Source organism: Pseudorhodoplanes sinuspersici, from assembly GCF_002119765.1.
Taxonomy (GTDB): Bacteria; Pseudomonadota; Alphaproteobacteria; order Rhizobiales; family Xanthobacteraceae; genus Pseudorhodoplanes; species Pseudorhodoplanes sinuspersici.
Genome location: NZ_CP021112.1, coordinates 1,997,226 through 2,013,153 on the forward strand (window position 1 = coordinate 1,997,226; position 15,928 = coordinate 2,013,153).

The 15,928-nt window shown below is 58.8% G+C and carries 14 protein-coding genes; 6 read left to right on the plus strand and 8 right to left on the minus strand.

The window, feature by feature from the left end; translation table 11 throughout:
- Positions 1 to 191: 191 nt before the first annotated feature.
- The 4 genes from CAK95_RS09770 to otsB all read right to left on the minus strand — a co-directional run bounded on the left by CAK95_RS09770 (position 192) and on the right by otsB (position 4,818).
- Positions 192 to 563 carry a sensory rhodopsin transducer gene (locus CAK95_RS09770; protein WP_183044229.1) on the minus strand — a complete coding sequence of 124 codons (372 nt, stop codon included), beginning with the start codon at positions 561 to 563 and terminating at the stop codon, positions 192 to 194.
- Between the two features lie 168 nt (positions 564 to 731).
- Positions 732 to 2,198 (minus strand): alpha,alpha-trehalose-phosphate synthase (UDP-forming), encoded by a 1,467-nt coding sequence (locus CAK95_RS09775; RefSeq protein WP_086087746.1) that lies wholly within the window; start codon positions 2,196 to 2,198, stop codon positions 732 to 734.
- Positions 2,186 to 3,976, minus strand: coding sequence for a glycoside hydrolase family 15 protein (locus tag CAK95_RS09780; protein ID WP_086087747.1), 1,791 nt, complete (start codon positions 3,974 to 3,976; stop codon positions 2,186 to 2,188). Before CAK95_RS09780 ends, CAK95_RS09775 begins: the two co-directional genes overlap by 13 nt.
- Positions 3,973 to 4,818: a trehalose-phosphatase gene (gene otsB / locus CAK95_RS09785; protein ID WP_086087748.1), complete on the minus strand. Its 846-nt coding sequence runs from the start codon at positions 4,816 to 4,818 to the stop codon at positions 3,973 to 3,975. Before otsB ends, CAK95_RS09780 begins: the two co-directional genes overlap by 4 nt.
- A gap of 355 nt (positions 4,819 to 5,173) precedes the next feature.
- Between otsB and CAK95_RS09790 the strand changes: the two genes are divergently transcribed.
- The 4 genes from CAK95_RS09790 (at position 5,174) to CAK95_RS09805 (ending at position 10,230) form a co-directional block, all read left to right on the plus strand.
- A complete protein-coding gene (locus CAK95_RS09790; RefSeq protein ID WP_086087749.1) occupies positions 5,174 to 6,550 on the plus strand; it encodes an enolase-like domain-containing protein in 1,377 nt (458 codons plus the stop codon).
- A gap of 172 nt (positions 6,551 to 6,722) precedes the next feature.
- Complete coding sequence (locus CAK95_RS09795) at positions 6,723 to 7,874, plus strand: Gfo/Idh/MocA family protein (protein WP_086087750.1); 1,152 nt, start codon at positions 6,723 to 6,725, stop codon at positions 7,872 to 7,874.
- Between the two features lie 152 nt (positions 7,875 to 8,026).
- Entirely contained in the window at positions 8,027 to 9,217 is a 1,191-nt protein-coding gene (locus tag CAK95_RS09800; protein ID WP_086087751.1) for a dihydrodipicolinate synthase family protein, read from the plus strand.
- A 149-nt stretch (positions 9,218 to 9,366) separates the two neighbouring features.
- Positions 9,367 to 10,230: a sugar phosphate isomerase/epimerase family protein gene (locus tag CAK95_RS09805; RefSeq protein WP_086087752.1), complete on the plus strand. Its 864-nt coding sequence runs from the start codon at positions 9,367 to 9,369 to the stop codon at positions 10,228 to 10,230.
- Here CAK95_RS09805 and CAK95_RS09810 read toward each other — a convergent pair whose 3' ends face one another.
- Positions 10,231 to 10,446, minus strand: coding sequence for a hypothetical protein (locus CAK95_RS09810; RefSeq protein WP_086087753.1), 216 nt, complete (start codon positions 10,444 to 10,446; stop codon positions 10,231 to 10,233).
- A 133-nt stretch (positions 10,447 to 10,579) separates the two neighbouring features.
- Between CAK95_RS09810 and CAK95_RS09815 the strand changes: the two genes are divergently transcribed.
- Together CAK95_RS09815 and CAK95_RS09820 are read left to right on the plus strand one after the other, a co-directional pair.
- Entirely contained in the window at positions 10,580 to 10,783 is a 204-nt protein-coding gene (locus CAK95_RS09815; protein ID WP_086087754.1) for a CsbD family protein, read from the plus strand.
- A gap of 199 nt (positions 10,784 to 10,982) precedes the next feature.
- Positions 10,983 to 11,660: a transglutaminase-like cysteine peptidase gene (locus CAK95_RS09820; RefSeq protein WP_086087755.1), complete on the plus strand. Its 678-nt coding sequence runs from the start codon at positions 10,983 to 10,985 to the stop codon at positions 11,658 to 11,660.
- 52 nt (positions 11,661 to 11,712) lie between these two features.
- Here CAK95_RS09820 and CAK95_RS09825 read toward each other — a convergent pair whose 3' ends face one another.
- The 3 genes from CAK95_RS09825 to CAK95_RS09835 form a co-directional block, all read right to left on the minus strand.
- On the minus strand, positions 11,713 to 12,414 hold the full coding sequence (locus tag CAK95_RS09825; protein WP_245303694.1) for a Crp/Fnr family transcriptional regulator: 702 nt from the start codon (positions 12,412 to 12,414) through the stop codon (positions 11,713 to 11,715).
- A 120-nt stretch (positions 12,415 to 12,534) separates the two neighbouring features.
- Positions 12,535 to 13,359, minus strand: coding sequence for an MBL fold metallo-hydrolase (locus CAK95_RS09830; RefSeq protein WP_086087756.1), 825 nt, complete (start codon positions 13,357 to 13,359; stop codon positions 12,535 to 12,537).
- Between the two features lie 284 nt (positions 13,360 to 13,643).
- Entirely contained in the window at positions 13,644 to 15,917 is a 2,274-nt protein-coding gene (locus CAK95_RS09835; protein ID WP_086087757.1) for a CHASE2 domain-containing protein, read from the minus strand.
- Positions 15,918 to 15,928: the final 11 nt, after the last annotated feature.

Genomic DNA, 15,928 nt, shown 5'->3' on the forward strand with positions numbered 1-15,928 from the left:
ACGGCCACGATCCATCTCAATCCCATCGACGCCCCCGCCAATGCGCGTCCGCCCATTGATCGCGGGCGGACGTGGTCCCGTCTACTCCTTAAAACGACGAGTAAGAAGCATTTGCGACAAGCGGCACCCTTAAATGTTGTGGGGAAGAGCCGTTGCCGCCATAGGCTGTCGGGGGCAACGGGCTGTAGGGATCAGTCCTGGCCGAAGGCGATGGTGGAGAGGAGCGAGATTTCGGCGCGGCGGGAATCGAGGCGGGTATGTTGTACGACGATCGGCACATCGGATTCGAACACCGATGCGTAGTCGGTGTCGAGCGGAACGGGTTCGGGGTCGGTCAGATCGTTGAAGCGCAGATGCAGCGTCCGCCGGGCCGGCACTTTGACCGAGTAAATCACCGGGTCGCGGTCAGCAAAGAAGACGGACAATTTGATGTTCGCTTCGCGATCACCCGCATTCAAAATGCATGCGGTCTCGTGCGACAGCAATGCGCGATCCTGCGACACGCTGCCCGAGGGAATGTAACCTTCCGGTATCGCCCATTTGGTTTTGCCGATCGCTGACATCAAGGCTTCCTTTCCAGTTCATCTGAATGCCACTCTCGTGTCCCGAACCCGAAGTTCGCTTGATCTTGCAGCACCTTTGAGAGCGAATGTCGGATTCGAAGGACACTAGCAAACTCAACATTCCAGTGTCGTTTGGTTCAGAAATTCGCTCGAAGGACTCGCGGCAGTTTATGAAGCGAAACTCTGAACCACGACACTAGGTGCGGAATAGCCGCTGGCGGATTCCGTCGGCGGCGGTTCGTCCGGCTTTGTGATTGATGCCGCAAGCGTGGGCGAACCGGTCAGCGCCTTCAGGAATCGTCCTGGCCAGTCCTGGATGTCGTTGGCGGCAATGATCTTGTAGAGCGCTTCATAGCGCGCCCGCCGTTCTTCAAACGGCATCGATAAGGCGCGATGAATGGCAGCGGCGACGGCCTCGGAATCGTAAGGGTTGACGAGAAGCGCCGGTTTGCACTCCATGGCAGCGCCAGCGAAACGCGACAGAATGAGGACGCCGGGATCTTCAGGATCCTGCGCCGCGATATATTCCTTGGCGACGAGGTTCATGCCATCGCGCAGCGGTGTGACCAGTGCTGCTCGCGAACCGCGATAGAGGCCGGCCAAGGCTGTGCGCGTATGGGCCTTGTTGACGTAACGCACCGGCGTCCAGGACGCTTCGCCATAGGTGCCATTGAGGCGCCCGACAATGGTCGAGACGTTGCGCTCCATGTCCATATATTCGGGAATGGCGGAACGGCTTTTCGGCGAGATCTGCAGATAGGTGACGTTGTTGCGCCAATCGGGGTGGTGTTCCAGGAAGCGCTCGAACGCCGCAATGCGATGTTCGATACCTTTTGAATAATCGAGCCGGTCGACACCGATGATCATCGCGCGGCCGGACAGCGACGCAAGCACGCCGCTGACGAAAGAGGATTTGATGGCGCGCCGCGCCATCTTGGCGAAACTCTCGGTCTCGATGCCGACCGGGAAATCGCCAATCTGCACAACGCGTTCGCCGGTGTTGTAGCCATCCTTGCGATTGCCGGGATATTGGCATTCGCTTTCGACATAACGTGCGAAATTGGCGGCGTCGATTTCGGTCTGGAAGCCGACGAGATCGTAATGGCAGAGCGCGGATATGATGCGTTCGTGATGCGGCAGGCCCGCGATGATTTCCACCGGCGGAAACGGCGTATGAAGAAAGAAGCCGATGCGATTCTGGTGACCGCGTTCACGCAGCGCTTTTGCCAGCAGCAGGAAATGATAATCGTGAACCCAGACGACATCGTCGGGTCTCAGGATCTTGTGCAGTTCCTCGGCGAAATGTTCATTGACCTTGGTATAGCCCGACAAATCCTGGCGCGAGAATTCGGCGAGGTCCAGCCGGTAATGCAGGATCGGCCACAATACACGGTTAGCGAAACCATAATAATATTCTTCGTATGCTTCCTTTGGCAGGTCGGTCAGCACAAAAGATATGCGGTCGCTTTCGATCGTCCGCGTTTCGAGCGTCTTCACGGAGACGCGGCCGCTCCAGCCGAACCAGATGCCTGGATTATGCTTGAGCGAAGCCATGACCGCGACTTCAAGACCGCCCGCGCGCGTTCCTGATTTCGGTGCCGAGACTCGATTTGAGACGACGACTAGCCGCGCCAATAGCGATCCTCCCAGCTTCGTGACAAGCGCATAGCGGTCAGGATCAATCCCGCCATCGAATAGGTTTGTGGGAAATTCCCCCACAATTCGCCGCTTTGCATGTTGATATGCTCCGCCAGCAGCCCGTAACGGTTGCGATATTGCAATGAGTCGACGAACAGATCGCGCGCTTCCTGTTTGCGTCCAAGTGACCACCAGGCGTCGATCAGCCAGAAGCGGCAGATCAGGAACTCGCCTTCCGGAACGCCGAAATCGTCTGGGCTGGCGTAGCGCATAACGTGCTTGCCGCGCAGAAGTTCACGCTCCATCGCCGAAACGGTGGAGACAAAACGCGGATCGTCCGCCTCGACGACGCCGAGTTCGTGCAGGAGCAGCACGCTGGCGTCTAGATCGTCGGAGCCGAAGGCGGCGGTGAAGGCGCCGCGTTTTGCGTTCCATGCCTTGTCGAGTAGAACGGCATAGATTTTATCGGCAACATCGTTCCAGTAATTGGCTCTGTCGACAAAGCCGAGTTGCTGTGCAATGGCCGCGAGGCGGTTGCAGCCTGCCCAGCACATCGCGACCGAATGAGTATGAATGCGCTGGCGGCCGCGATATTCCCAGATGCCGGCGTCAGGTGTCAGTGCAAGACGTTCGGCCTTGCGGCCGAGGACTTCCAGCAGCTTGAATAGCGACTCGTCACCCATTTGCGGCAGGCGGCGATCGAAGAACATCGGCATCGCCGCGAGAATAATACTGCCATAAGTGTCGTGTTGCGCCTGAATAGATGCAGCATTGCCGATGCGGACTGGACCGTCGCCGCGGAAGCCAGCCAGGTCTTCAGCAATCCGTTCATCCATTGGATCGGCCTGCACCACGCTGTAAACCGGACGAATGGATTCAGCCTCTTCCGAAACGAGGTTGAGGATATAGAGGATGAAGTCCTCCATCGTGCCGGTGGCGCCGAGACGGTTCAGCGCCTTGACCACGAAATAGGCGTCACGCAGCCAGCAGAAACGATAATCCCAGTTGCGCTGCGTATGCGGCGTTTCCGGAATCGACGTCGTATGGGCGGCGATGATGCCGCCGGTTTCCTCAAAGTTCGAGAGCTTGAGGGTAATGGCGGAGCGCACCATCGCGTCCTGCCAATCATAGGACAAATTCAGGCGGCGCACCCATTCGCGCCAATAGTCGCGGGTCTTCTCGAGAAACTCGCGGCAGGTCGGACCGAGCGCAGCGGGAAATGGCTCGTCTGCGCCGAACACCATATGCAGCGGCCGGGTGACAACGAATGTGGCTTCGCGTTCGATATAGGAGAGCGGGGCGTCGGTGGTGAGACGCAATTGCGTGTCTCCGCCCCAATAGCGGATGTGATTGCTGCCGACCGTACGATTGTTGATCGGATGGCCGTAATTATACGTCGGCCTAAAGCGGATGGTGATGCGCGGCAGTCCTGCCAGCGGCTCGATGATGCGTACGAGCTGCGGTGCACGATAGATACGATCGAGATTGCGGAAGCGCGGCGCGAAGTCGGTGATGCGAATTTTCCCGCCTTTGTCGTCGGTCAGTTCGGTGACGACGATGGGCGTGTTGCGCAGATAATCGGATTTGATGTCGGCAAGACCTTCGAGAACGACATCGGTAAAGCCCTTCTCCTCATCGCCGGCGAGAAGGCGCGAAAATACCGGATTGCTGTCGAATCTCGGGAAGCACCACCAGGTAATACGCGAGCCCGGCTCGACCAGAGCCGCTGTGCGTCCATTGCCAATGAGTGCAAGGTCAAGCCCGTAATCCGTCATTCCCCCTCCATGTGATCGACTCCCGCGAGACGCTGCAACCACGCGCGAACGTCCTGCGGTCCGTCGAAATTGAATGTCGCACCCTTGACGATGCCGCCGACGGAAAATCCGGTGCCGTCGAATTCCGGTAGCGCCGCGAAGGCTGCGTTGTCCGTGACATCGTCGCCGATGAATATCGGACGGCGGCCCTTGAATGTTTCTGCACTCATCATTTCACGAAGGCCTGTGCCTTTGTCATAACCGCCAGGCTTGATTTCGACAACGAGTTTGCCCGGCAACACTTCGAGCGAGTCGCATCGCTCATTCTTGCAGATTTCGACGACGTTTTTCATGATCTCGCCGCCGTATTCCGGCGCCTGCCGGTAGTGGATCGCCAGCGAATAGCCCTTGTCCTCAACAATGATGCCTTTGCCGATCTTGCTGATCAGCGCGAAATCCGCGCGTAATGCGTCATCGAGTGTCGCGATGCGGCTGCGGCGGATCTCGCCTTTCGGCAAGAACCGGATTTCCGCTCCGTGCCCGCCAACGGCGGGCAAGCGCAGGGGATCGAAGATTCTGTCCAGTTCGGCGATCGGACGGCCGCTGATGAAAGCGATTGCCCCATCGAGTTGCTGCCAGAGCGCATAGAGCGCCTCACGCAACTGCGCGGGGACATACACTTCGAGCGGGGTGGGCGCGATATCCAGCAGCGTGCCGTCGACATCGAGAAAGATCGCCGTGCGATCGAGATCGAATTTCAGCATTTCGGCTGGCAGGCTGGCCCGTTTTCCATCTGATGACGGCGTGGACGGCCCGACGACATCGACATCCGCCGACGTTGTTTTGGTGAGGGTTTCAGGCATAAGGCAACAGTTCAAGATTGAGAGGAGAGCGCGGCAAGGTGTTCAGCTTGCCGCTACAGTAAGACGAACAATCGTGACCGAACGACAGCAGGGGCGATTGGCGGGAAGGCCGAGTTCCCGGGTGCAAATTTTGCACCGCAACAATACCAAAAAAGAAACATGAATTAAAATGCATTCCGCAGGTCTTTCGGCGACGGTATTTTGTTATAGGGGAGCGCTGCCGAAGCGCGCGGTCGGACGTTCTGAGTGCAACGCAGCAAGCGGCTAAAAAGTTCCATCATAAGTCTAAATAGTTCCGACTTCCCCCGCATTGCCTGCTGACGCATAACTCCCTGGATTTAACCGGACAGTTACAATGACGAACGCAGCGGTTGGCTTTTCCTCGGCGCCCAAGTTCATCTTGAAGAGCCTGGACTGGTTCGAGAGGCCGGTGGCGTACCGCAAGCCCTTCAAGTTCGGCGCCGCCACCATCACCGAGGCGCCGCAGCTCTTTCTCAAAGCAGAGATCGAAACTGACAGGGGCCGCAGCATCGGCGCCACCGCCGAGCTGATGGTGCCCAAATGGTTCAACAAGGACCCGGCGCTGACGACGGATGAGACGGTGGAGCAGCTGCGCCGGGTATTGACGGTCGCACGCGATTGCTATTTCGCGCACGATAAAGCCGACACTGCGTTTGGTCTGCACGCCGCTTGTCATGCCGACGTGCTGGCGCTTTGCGTGCGCGAGACCATCCCGGGTCTTGCAGCTGCTTTCGGGCCCGCGCAGTTCGACAAGGCGATTCTCGATGCGCTGTTGCGCGCTCACAATCTCGATGTCTTCTCGGGACTTCGCGGCAATGTCGTCGGACTCGATGCGCGTTTGACTCCCGACCTGACCGACGGTGCCATCACGTCCTATCTTGAAAGCCGCGTTCCGCCACGGCGCGTCATGGTGCGGCATACATTCGGCATGGCTGATCCCATCGAGTCGCTTGCCGAAACCTATCGAAAATCGGGATGCCGCTATTTCAAAATCAAATTGTCCGGCGATCCCATGGCGGATGCCGCGCGTCTTGAGCTAATCGTCGCCGAGTTGGACCGGCACAAGATCGATTATCGCGCCACATTGGATGCCAACGAGCAATATGCCGATCTCGATGCCTTGGCGAAGCTGACAAGCATGTTGATGAATGAGCGCCAATTCGCGCAGTTTCCGCAGCGGCTTCTCTATATCGAGCAGCCATTGCCGCGCGATCTGACGTTCACCACACCGCTCGGCGTATTGGGTGAAAGCTTTGCCTTCATCGTCGACGAAGCGGAAAGCGATTACGATACATTCCCGAAAGCGCTGGCACTCGGTTATCGCGGCATTTCGTCGAAGTCCTGCAAGGGTATCTACAAATCGTTGCTGAATGGAGCCCGCGCCGCGGCCTGGACGCAATCTGGCAAGGCGCGCGCTTTCCTTGCGGCGGAAGACCTCACCTGTCAGGCGGGACTCTCCGTCCAGCAGGACACGGCCCTGCTGGCGTTTCATGGGATCGCGCATGCGGAGCGGAACGGACACCATTATGTCGACGGCTTTGCTTCGGCATCTGACGCTGAAATCGAGGCCTTCTGTACGGCGCATCCAGACTTTTATGCCGGCAGGAGCGGGCTGGCGGTTCGTGATGGGGGGCTCGAAATCGGCTCCTTGACGCAGCCGGGTTTTGCGTCGGGTGTCGATCCGGCGAGTATTGCGGCGCCCCACGCCTAGCTAGGCGGATCGTCCGTCGCCCCGAGCACGCCAATTTTTTGCAAGGGTGAAATCCCTTGTTTTTTCACTTCAACAGGTGCCGCCGGCTTTGCAAACTGCACCTTTTCATGTTTTAACTAACCAGTTAAAAGATTGCGCCGGCCCAAGAGCCGGTGATGGGGAGGAGTTTTCGATGGCTGTGAAGCGTCTTGGCATCATCATGGCGGGCGTCACCGGACGCATGGGCACGAACCAGCATCTGGTCCGGTCGATTCTGGCGATTCGCGATGCAGGTGGCGTGGTCCTGTCCGACGGAACGCGCGTGATGCCGGATCCGATTCTGATCGGCCGCAATGCCGACAAGGTGAGTGCGCTGGCACAGCAATATGGTGTGGCGCGCTGGTCAACCGATCTCGACAAGGCCCTGCTCAATCCAGACGACGAGATCTTCTTCGATGCCGGCACAACGCAGATGCGCCCCGAGCTGTTGGAGAAAGCCATTAAGGCGGGCAAGCACGTCTATTGTGAAAAGCCGATTGCGACCGATCTCGCCTCGGCGATGAAAATCACGAAAATCGCCAATGAATCCGGACTGAAAAACGGGGTGGTGCAGGACAAGCTGTTCCTGCCGGGTCTTTTGAAGCTGAAGATGCTGCGCGATTCCGGCTTCTTCGGCCGCATGATCGCGGTGCGTGGTGAATTCGGCTATTGGGTGTTCGAAGGCGACTGGCAGACGGCGCAGCGGCCTTCATGGAATTATCGCAGCGAAGATGGCGGCGGCATGATCCTCGATATGGTCTGCCACTGGCGCTATGTGCTCGATAATCTGTTCGGCGAAGTGAAGAGCGTATCTTGCGTCGGCGCGCGGCATATTCCCGCGCGCTGGGATGAGAACGGCAAGAAATACGACGCGACGGCGGACGATGCCGCTTACGCGACATTCGAGCTCGAAGGCGACGTGATCGCTCACATCAACATGTCCTGGGTGACGCGCGTTTATCGCGACGACCTCGTGACATTCCAGGTCGATGGCGTGAATGGTTCGGCGGTGGCCGGTCTCACCGATTGCGTGATCCAGCCGCGGCAGGGCACGCCCCGCCCCGTGTGGAATCCCGACGTCAAGCAGCCGATCGACTTTTACGACACATGGCAGCCGGTGCCGGACAATCAGGTCTATGACAACGGTTTCAAGGTGCAGTGGGAGATGTTCATCCGTCATGTGATGGAGAATGCGCCTTATCGGTACACGTTGCTGGAAGGTGCCAAGGGCGTGCAACTTGTCGAATGCGCGCTGCAGAGCTGGAAGGAACGCCGCTTCGTCGATGTTCCGAAGCTGAAGGTGTAGTCTTGCTTATACCTCCCCCTGAAAGGGGGAGGTCGACTGCCGGGAGAAGCGAGGCAGTCGGGTGGGGGTCTCAAGGCAAGATGACCCCACCCCGGCAAGCTCCGCATGCCGATCCTCCCCTGAAAGGGGAGGGATAAGAAAGAGGAACCGCCATGAACCGCTACGAACGTCCGCGAGCCGGATTGACGATCGCGCTGCCGCGCGCCGATCGCAGCATCGAGAATTTTGCGGTGTCGACGCCGGCCGACTTTCCACAAAAAGTGGATGCGCCGCTCAACCGCATCGCTTTCGCCGCGGCACATGTCGTGGCCGATCCGCTGGCAGACGGCGACCCGTGGCTCGACGCCGCCGTTGACTGGGACCGCACGATCGCATTTCGCGAGCATCTTTGGGATCTCGGCTTCGGTGTTGCCGAAGCGATGGACACCGCGCAACGCGGCATGGGCATGAGCTGGCCGCAGTCGCTGGAACTGATCCGGCGTTCGGTCGCAGCAGCAAAGCCGCGCAACGGGCTCGTTTTTTCCGGCGCCGGCACTGATCAGCTTGCGCCGGAAGATGCAAAAAGCATCGACGATGTGATCCGTGCCTATGAAGAGCAGATCGCAGCCATCGAGAGTTTCGGTGGCCGCATCATCCTGATGGCTTCGCGCGCACTGGCGCGCGTTGCGCAATCCGGCGACGATTATCGGAAGGTTTATAACCGTGTGCTGTCACAGGTGAAGGAGCCGGTGATCATTCACTGGCTGGGCGATATGTTCGATCCGGCGCTGGCCGGTTACTGGGGCGCAAAGGATTCGAATGCGGCGATGGATGTCGCGGTCGAGGTCATCAATGCGAATGTCGCGAAGGTCGATGGCGTGAAGATTTCGCTGCTCGACAAGGACAAGGAGATCGCCATGCGCCGCCGCCTCGCCAAGGGTGTGCGGATGTATACCGGCGATGATTTCAATTATGCCGAACTGATCGCCGGCGATGATCAGGGCTATTCCGACGCATTGCTTGGTATTTTCGATGCCATTGCGCCGGCGGCTGCCGCAGCGCTGGTGGCACTGTCAAAGAATGACGGTGAGACTTTCCACGATATTCTTGGTCCCACCGTGCCATTATCGCGGCATATCTTCCGCAGCCCCACGCGATTCTACAAAACCGGTGTCGTGTTCATGGCTTATCTCAATGGTCATCAGAACCACTTCACCATGGTGGGCGGTCAGGAAAGCACGCGTTCGACGTTGCATCTCGCCGAAATTTTCCGGTTGGCTGATGCGGCGGGTTTGCTGCGTGATCCGGAACAGGCGGTGGCGCGGATGAATGCGGTGTTGGCCATAAGAGGCGTTGGAATTTGAGTATTCAGAGCTATCGCGTCCCGGGCGCAGTGCATCGTGTAGCGATGCGCTGCAGAACCGGGACCCATCTTTTCATCTAACTGGGTCCCGGATCAGCAGCACTGTACTTCGCTTTGTGCTGCACCGCGTCCGGGACACGAGATCTGGCCATGCGCGACCTTTCCAAGGACCATCACTGGCTCTCCATTAACACCGCGACGGTGCGTCAGCAGGCCGATTTTGTCGGCATTGTCGAAGCTTGTGCGCGGCGAGGCATCCGCGCTGTGTCGCCGTGGCGCGACCAGGTGGCGCATGTGGGACTGGATCGCGCTGTGAAAGCGGTGCGCGATGCTGGCTTGCAATTGTCCGGCTATTGCCGCGGCGGCATGTATACCTGCGATGCCGCGCACAAGCAGGAGATGCTCGACGACAACAGGCGCGCGATCGACGAGGCAGCGGCGCTGGGCGCGCCCTGTCTTGTCCTTGTCGTCGGTGGTTTGCCGCAGTTCTCCCGCCCAGGCTCGCAGCCCAGCAAGGATATCCGCGCGGCGCATGCGCAAGTGACCGACGCCATTGGACAACTGCTGAATGATGCGAAAGCGGCCAAGGTGCCGCTCGCGGTCGAGCCGTTGCATCCGATGTATGCGGCGGATCGCGCCTGCGTGAACACGCTGCGGCAGGCGCTCGATATCTGCGATGTGCTCGACCCCGCACGCTCAGGCGCGCTCGGCGTTGCGATCGATACCTTCCATGTATGGTGGGATGCCGACGTGTGGGAGCAGATCGATCGTGTCGGCAAAGAGCGGATGCTGGCTTTTCATGTTTGTGACTGGCTCGTGCCGATGAAAGACATGCTCCTCGACCGCGGCATGATGGGTGATGGCGTCATCGATATTCCCGCCTATCGCCGCGCTGTAGAAGCGCAAGGGTATAAAGGCTTCGTCGAGGTGGAGCTTCTCTCCAATGACTGGTGGTCGCGTCCGTTGGACGAGGTGCTCGACACCTGCATTGCGCGCTATCAGACTGTCGTCTGATCAATCCGATATGGTGCGCTCACGGTCCGGCATCGGGCCGTCCGGTGTCGCATCGTTATTGCGTTCGTCGCCGTCTGGCCGTTCCGGACTTTGCTCGTAGGTTTCGAGCGCGACGTCGTCATCATTCCGGGCCGGCTGAATTTCAGTACTCTTGCGTGCCGGCCGTCCTCGATTGAAGACGGCATCCGGCGAAGGGCGGGGCCTGGGTTTGTCCATGGCACTGAATCCCGTTTGGACCTGTAAGGGTAACGCGGAATTCGGCTCACGTGTTCCGCCTTCAGGAACTATGCGCAATGCCATACGTTGTCTCCACACAAAATCCCTTTCCAACGCAACGGAGGAACCACGGATGGACTGGAATCGTGTGGAAGGTAACTGGAAGCAGATGAAGGGCAAGGTGAAGGAACAATGGGGTCGTCTGACCGATGACGATCTCGACGTCATCAACGGCCGCCGCGATCAGCTGGAAGGCAAGATCCAGGAGCGTTATGGCCTTGCCAAGGATCAGGTGAACAAGGATATCGACGATTGGTACAGCGCCCAACGCTGGTAAACAAATCGGCATTAACCTGTGAAAAGGGCTCGTAAACGGGCCCTTTTTGTTGTCCACACCGCGTCCGAGATAAAGAATTCACTATCTCGCCACGCGCTTATAGCGGTTTAACGAGATTGTATCTGGCCGGCCTGAGGATGGTCGTCACCGAGCCGCGGCTATATAGAATAATCGATAGCGCGCTCTGTGGGAGCGGCCAATGTTGCGTTTTTTGACTGTCAGTCTGGTCGCAGCGGGGCTATGTGCCGGCGCCAGTCATCATGCGCTGGCGCGGGATGAATTCAGCAGCGCGTTGATGTTGCAGCCGCGCTCTTCAATGGCCGTGAAGTGGCATCTCGCCCAAACTCAGATGAGCGATGATGCGGCGCGTCTTGACGCATGCCGGGTCGATGCCGAGGCTTGCGCCATCGAAGATAAGCGATTTGGAGACATTGTCGATGCTGCGCGAGCCCGCGTTGGGTTGGCGCGAATTGGCGAAATCAATCGCACTGTCAATCTGATGATCCGGCCGGTGAGCGATCTGCAACGCTTCGGCGTTCGCGATCATTGGTCGACGCCGCTGGAGACATTACGAGCCGGTGTCGGCGATTGCGAGGATTATGCCCTCCTCAAGTATCTCGCCTTGCGTGAGGCTGGCTTTGCCGAAAGCAATCTGCAATTGCTGATCGTGCATGATCCAAAGCTGCGTTCGGATCATGCGGTGGTCGCCGTTCGTCACGACGGTCGCTGGATCGTTCTCGACAACCGCACATTGGTGATGGCTGACCTGCGATCGACGCTGCTGTTCAAACGCTATCGCGTGCTGGCGCGGTTCGGGCGTGACGGGGATGCGCCGGACTATGCCAGCCTCGCGCTTTCGGCCTCTGAAATTATGTAGCGCGTTGTTTCGTTCGCATGATCTTCGGAAAACCGGTACCCACTTTTCCGGATCATGCTTGTGCTGCTTCCAGTTCCCGCACCCGGGCCTTGCAGCTTTCCAGTTCGTCTTCCAGCTGTGCAATATTCTGCAATAGCCGCTCGCTGGTGAGCTTCAGGAAATAAAAACCGAAGTCCGGGTCCTGGAAATACAATTCGCGGACCTTGTCGTAGATGATGAACAGCACTTGCCCGTCTTCCAGGCACTCGACCGTCGCGGTGCGCTTGTTGTCCGGCGACAAGAAACCGAGCTCGCCCATGACGCGGCCGGGCGGCAGCACGATATTGAATTCCTTGACGAGGAATTTGCCGGTGACGGTGTAGTACATCGCATTGGCGACATCGCCTTTGTGGAACAGAGTGTCGCCAGCCTTGAAGTTGCGCTTGGTCATGAATGGCTTCAGCCACTCCATGTCGAGGTCGCCCTGCGAGGCAACCTTCACCCGCTTCACCAGTTGCTGGATCTGATAGAGGCGCACGCAGTTGATCGGCAGCAGCACCGCATACATGAAGAAGGTCGGCAATGCCTTGGCCAGCACGCCATAGCCCATGAACAGGATATTGCTGATGATCGCCGCGATGCGCAGTGGGATCATGGTGCGCAGCGTCACCGATGCGACGTAGAAAATGCCTCCGATCAGGCCCAGCAGATTCGCCAGATCCATCTTGGATATGATGAGGTCCACCAGATAGGCGTAGATGATGTTGAAATCCATTGGTCACTCCGATGGCCGATCGGCGGGTCGGGCCCAAGCTCAATATGTTTCACGCCCGGCAGGGGCGGGCAAGAATCGAATGCCTCAATAGCGCGTCGGCGCTGCCATGGCCGGGCTTTGCTACAAGCGGATGACGGCCTGCTCCATGGCGGCGATGGTGCCCGGACGCACCGCCCGCGCCTCGGCGAGAATAGCATCCATCGTATCGTCGTCGTGTTCGGGCGCGTGATGGAATAGGCAAAAAGTCTTTACCCCTGCGGCATCGGCGAGCCGCATGCCGTCGCGCCAGGTGGAATGGCCCCAGCCCTTCTTGGCGTCGATCTCGTCCTCAGTATAGGTTGTATCGTAGATCACGAGATCGGCGTCCCGCGTCAATGCCACCAGCGCGGCGTCGTGATCCTCACGGCGCCCTTCATTATCGGTCAGATACGCCACCGACCGGCCGGCATAGTCGATCCGGTAGCCAGTCGCCCCGCCCGGATGGCGGAGTGCAATGGTCCGCACGGTGACCTCGCCGAGCACGATGGTCTGGCCGGCGGTGAAATCGCGATAGTCGATCACCGCCTGGAATGTCTCGATTCCGATCGGGAAAAGCGGCTCACTCATCATCATCTGCATCACCGCCTTTAACCGGAAATCGGGCAACAGATTTCCCGCCCAGAGACGAAATCGGTGTTGCGGCTGGTAGAACGGCGCAAAAAACGGAAGGCCGGCGACATGGTCGTAATGGCAATGCGTCAGCAGGATATCAGCGTCGATATCGTCTCCTTGCGCAAGAAGCGTATTGCCGAGTTCGCGCAGACCGGTGCCGGCATCGAGGATGATCAGGCGGTCGCCGCAGCGGACCTCGATACATGGCGTGTTGCCCCCATAGCGCTGCGTCGCTGGTCCGGGGCACGGGATTGAGCCGCGCACGCCCCAGAAACGAATCGTGAATTCCGACATTGATTGCTTCGCCCCGTCCTCGGCCGTTCAGGCTCTTAAACTATCCATATCGTAAGCGATCCTGGATTTGGATCACTAGTGTTCTGTTTCCAACGCTCGTATTCCCTTGCCGCAATCTCTCGTACGAGCGCTGGAGATTAAAGAACACGAGCAGCTTTCTGATTCTAGTGCGGTTTTGGTTCTGACGTTCCGATGAAAGACGTGTCGCGCCAGTGATCGGAACGTCAGAACCACCGCACTAGCGCAAATTTCCGCAGTGCGCGATGAACTGTCGTGTTGCGGCATTATTTCGTATCGAATGCAAAGACGCCGTCCCATTGTGCTGGCGGCGGCGTGACGCGGAACGCATCGATCCGGGCCTGATAGAGGTCGAGCATGTCCGTCAGTCCGAATGTCTGCGGCAGGGATTTGGCTTGCTGCAACGCCCTTTCGGCGCCCGGCCAGTCTCGTTGCCGATAGCGGCCCATCATGTCCTTGACGAGCGCAACGAAGGACGTGAATTCATCGCTCTTGGCGACAGCTTCATCGCCGATAAGTGCATAGACGCTTTCAGGCTCGGTCTTGCCCTTCACTGTAATGAAGTCGATCTGGATCGTGGCAAATTTGTCACCCACTTTCTCCGCTGTCTTTGCGCCAAGAATGATCGGCGTGCCGTACGATTTCGAACGGCTTTCGAGACGCGACGCGAGGTTCACAGAATCGCCCAGCACCGAATAATCGAAACGCAGGTCGGAGCCCATATTGCCGACCACGCAGGTGCCGGTATTAATGCCGAGGCCGATATTGATCGGAAAGAACGGCTTGCCGTCTTCCTGCGCTTCGGCCTGACGCTCCCGGTTCAGTTCCGACATCTTGCGCAGCATATCGAGAGCGGCGGCACAGGCATGGCTTTCATGATCGTTGTCGTCCAGCGGCGCATTCCAGAACGCCATGATCGCATCGCCGATATATTTATCGATCGTCCCTTTGCGCTCGACAATCGCGTTGGTCAAAGGCGTCAGCAGCCTGTTCATCAACAGAGTCAGGCCTTGCGGATCATCTTTGAAGCTTTCCGAAATGGTGGTGAACCCGCGTACATCGCTGAACAGGATCGTCATGGTGCGCGTCTCGCCGCCGAGCACGAGCTTCTTTGGCGAATTGGCAAGTTGCTCGACCAGATCGGGCGACAGATAGCGGCTGAAGGCAGAACGGATGCGGCGGCGGTCCGCCTGTTCGCGGAAGTAATTGATGAAGACCAGCGTCATGTAGGTGGCGAAGATCGCGATCAGCGGAAACGTCACATCGAATAGCAGGCCGTGCTGCGTGTACATATACCACGAGCTGGCCGCGAGCAGTGCTGCGATCGACAACCCGAGCGCGATCAACGTCATTGCGCCGATCCACGGCGATACGACCACAAGGATGATGCCGACCAGCGCGGTCACAACGATCTCGACGCCGACGGCATAATTCGGTCGCGACAGCACCGATTGCGTCAATGCGTTTTCGAGCACTTGCGCGTGGATTTCGACGCCTGGCATCGCCGTTTCCACCGGCGTCGCCTTGATATCGAGAAGCCCGACAGCCGATGTGCCGATCAGGACGAGGCGGCCAGCGAGGCGGTCGGCCGGTATTTTGCCCTCCAGCACATCTTTCGCGGATACATAGCGGCCAGCGTCCTGCCGCGTGTAATTGACCCACATCTGGCCATTCTCGTCGGTCGGCAATTCCAGGCCGGGGACGGCAACGGCGCGAATGCCGACAGGATCGGTGCGGATCAGAATCGCGCCGGAGCCGGTGACGACACGCAGCATCTCCAGCGACATGGCCGGAACGATCTGATCGCCCGCTTTCATCACCAGCGGAACGCGGCGCACAACGCCGTCCCGCTCGCTGCGCAGCGTCAGCACGCCTCGGCCGGCAGCCGCCGTTTCCAGCACCGGCATATTGCGCAACATGCCATCAAAGGAGATCAGGAATGGGGACGGATCGGGGCCGATGGTGGCAATGCCGGTGCGCGGCATCTCGGGTGCATCGGGAGTTGCTGTGACGATCGCTGACTGACCAAGGATAACCCTGGACTTCGCGATGCTTTGCGCCAAGACGTCGTCGTTGCTCGGAAACTCTTTCATCTTTGCGCGCGTTTGCGCATCGATCTGCGGCAGGGAATTCGCAACAAGCGCCGGCGACATGCGGTCCGGTTCCGACATGATAATATCGAAGCCGATGGCGGCGCTGCCGGCAGCCTGGATCTTATCGGTCAACTCGGCCAGCAATGTTCGCGGCCATGGCCATTGCCCCATCGCTTGCAAGCTTGCTTCATCGATATCGACGATCACGACCGGCTTCAGCTTGGCGACGCGGGGCTTCAGTGTCTGATACAGGTCGAAGCCGCGCAGCCGCAGATTCTCAAGCTGCGCCGGATCCCAGATGCGGAGCGCGATGAAAGCTGCCAGCAGAAGAAAGCCCGAGGTCCGGCGGAGGCCGAACCACTTGAGCAGATTGAACCTCCGCTGTTTCTGACTGGCGCGCCGCTTCTCCCGGAGAAGCTTCAGTCGCTGGGCAATCTTGTTGGCCACGGCTTAAATGA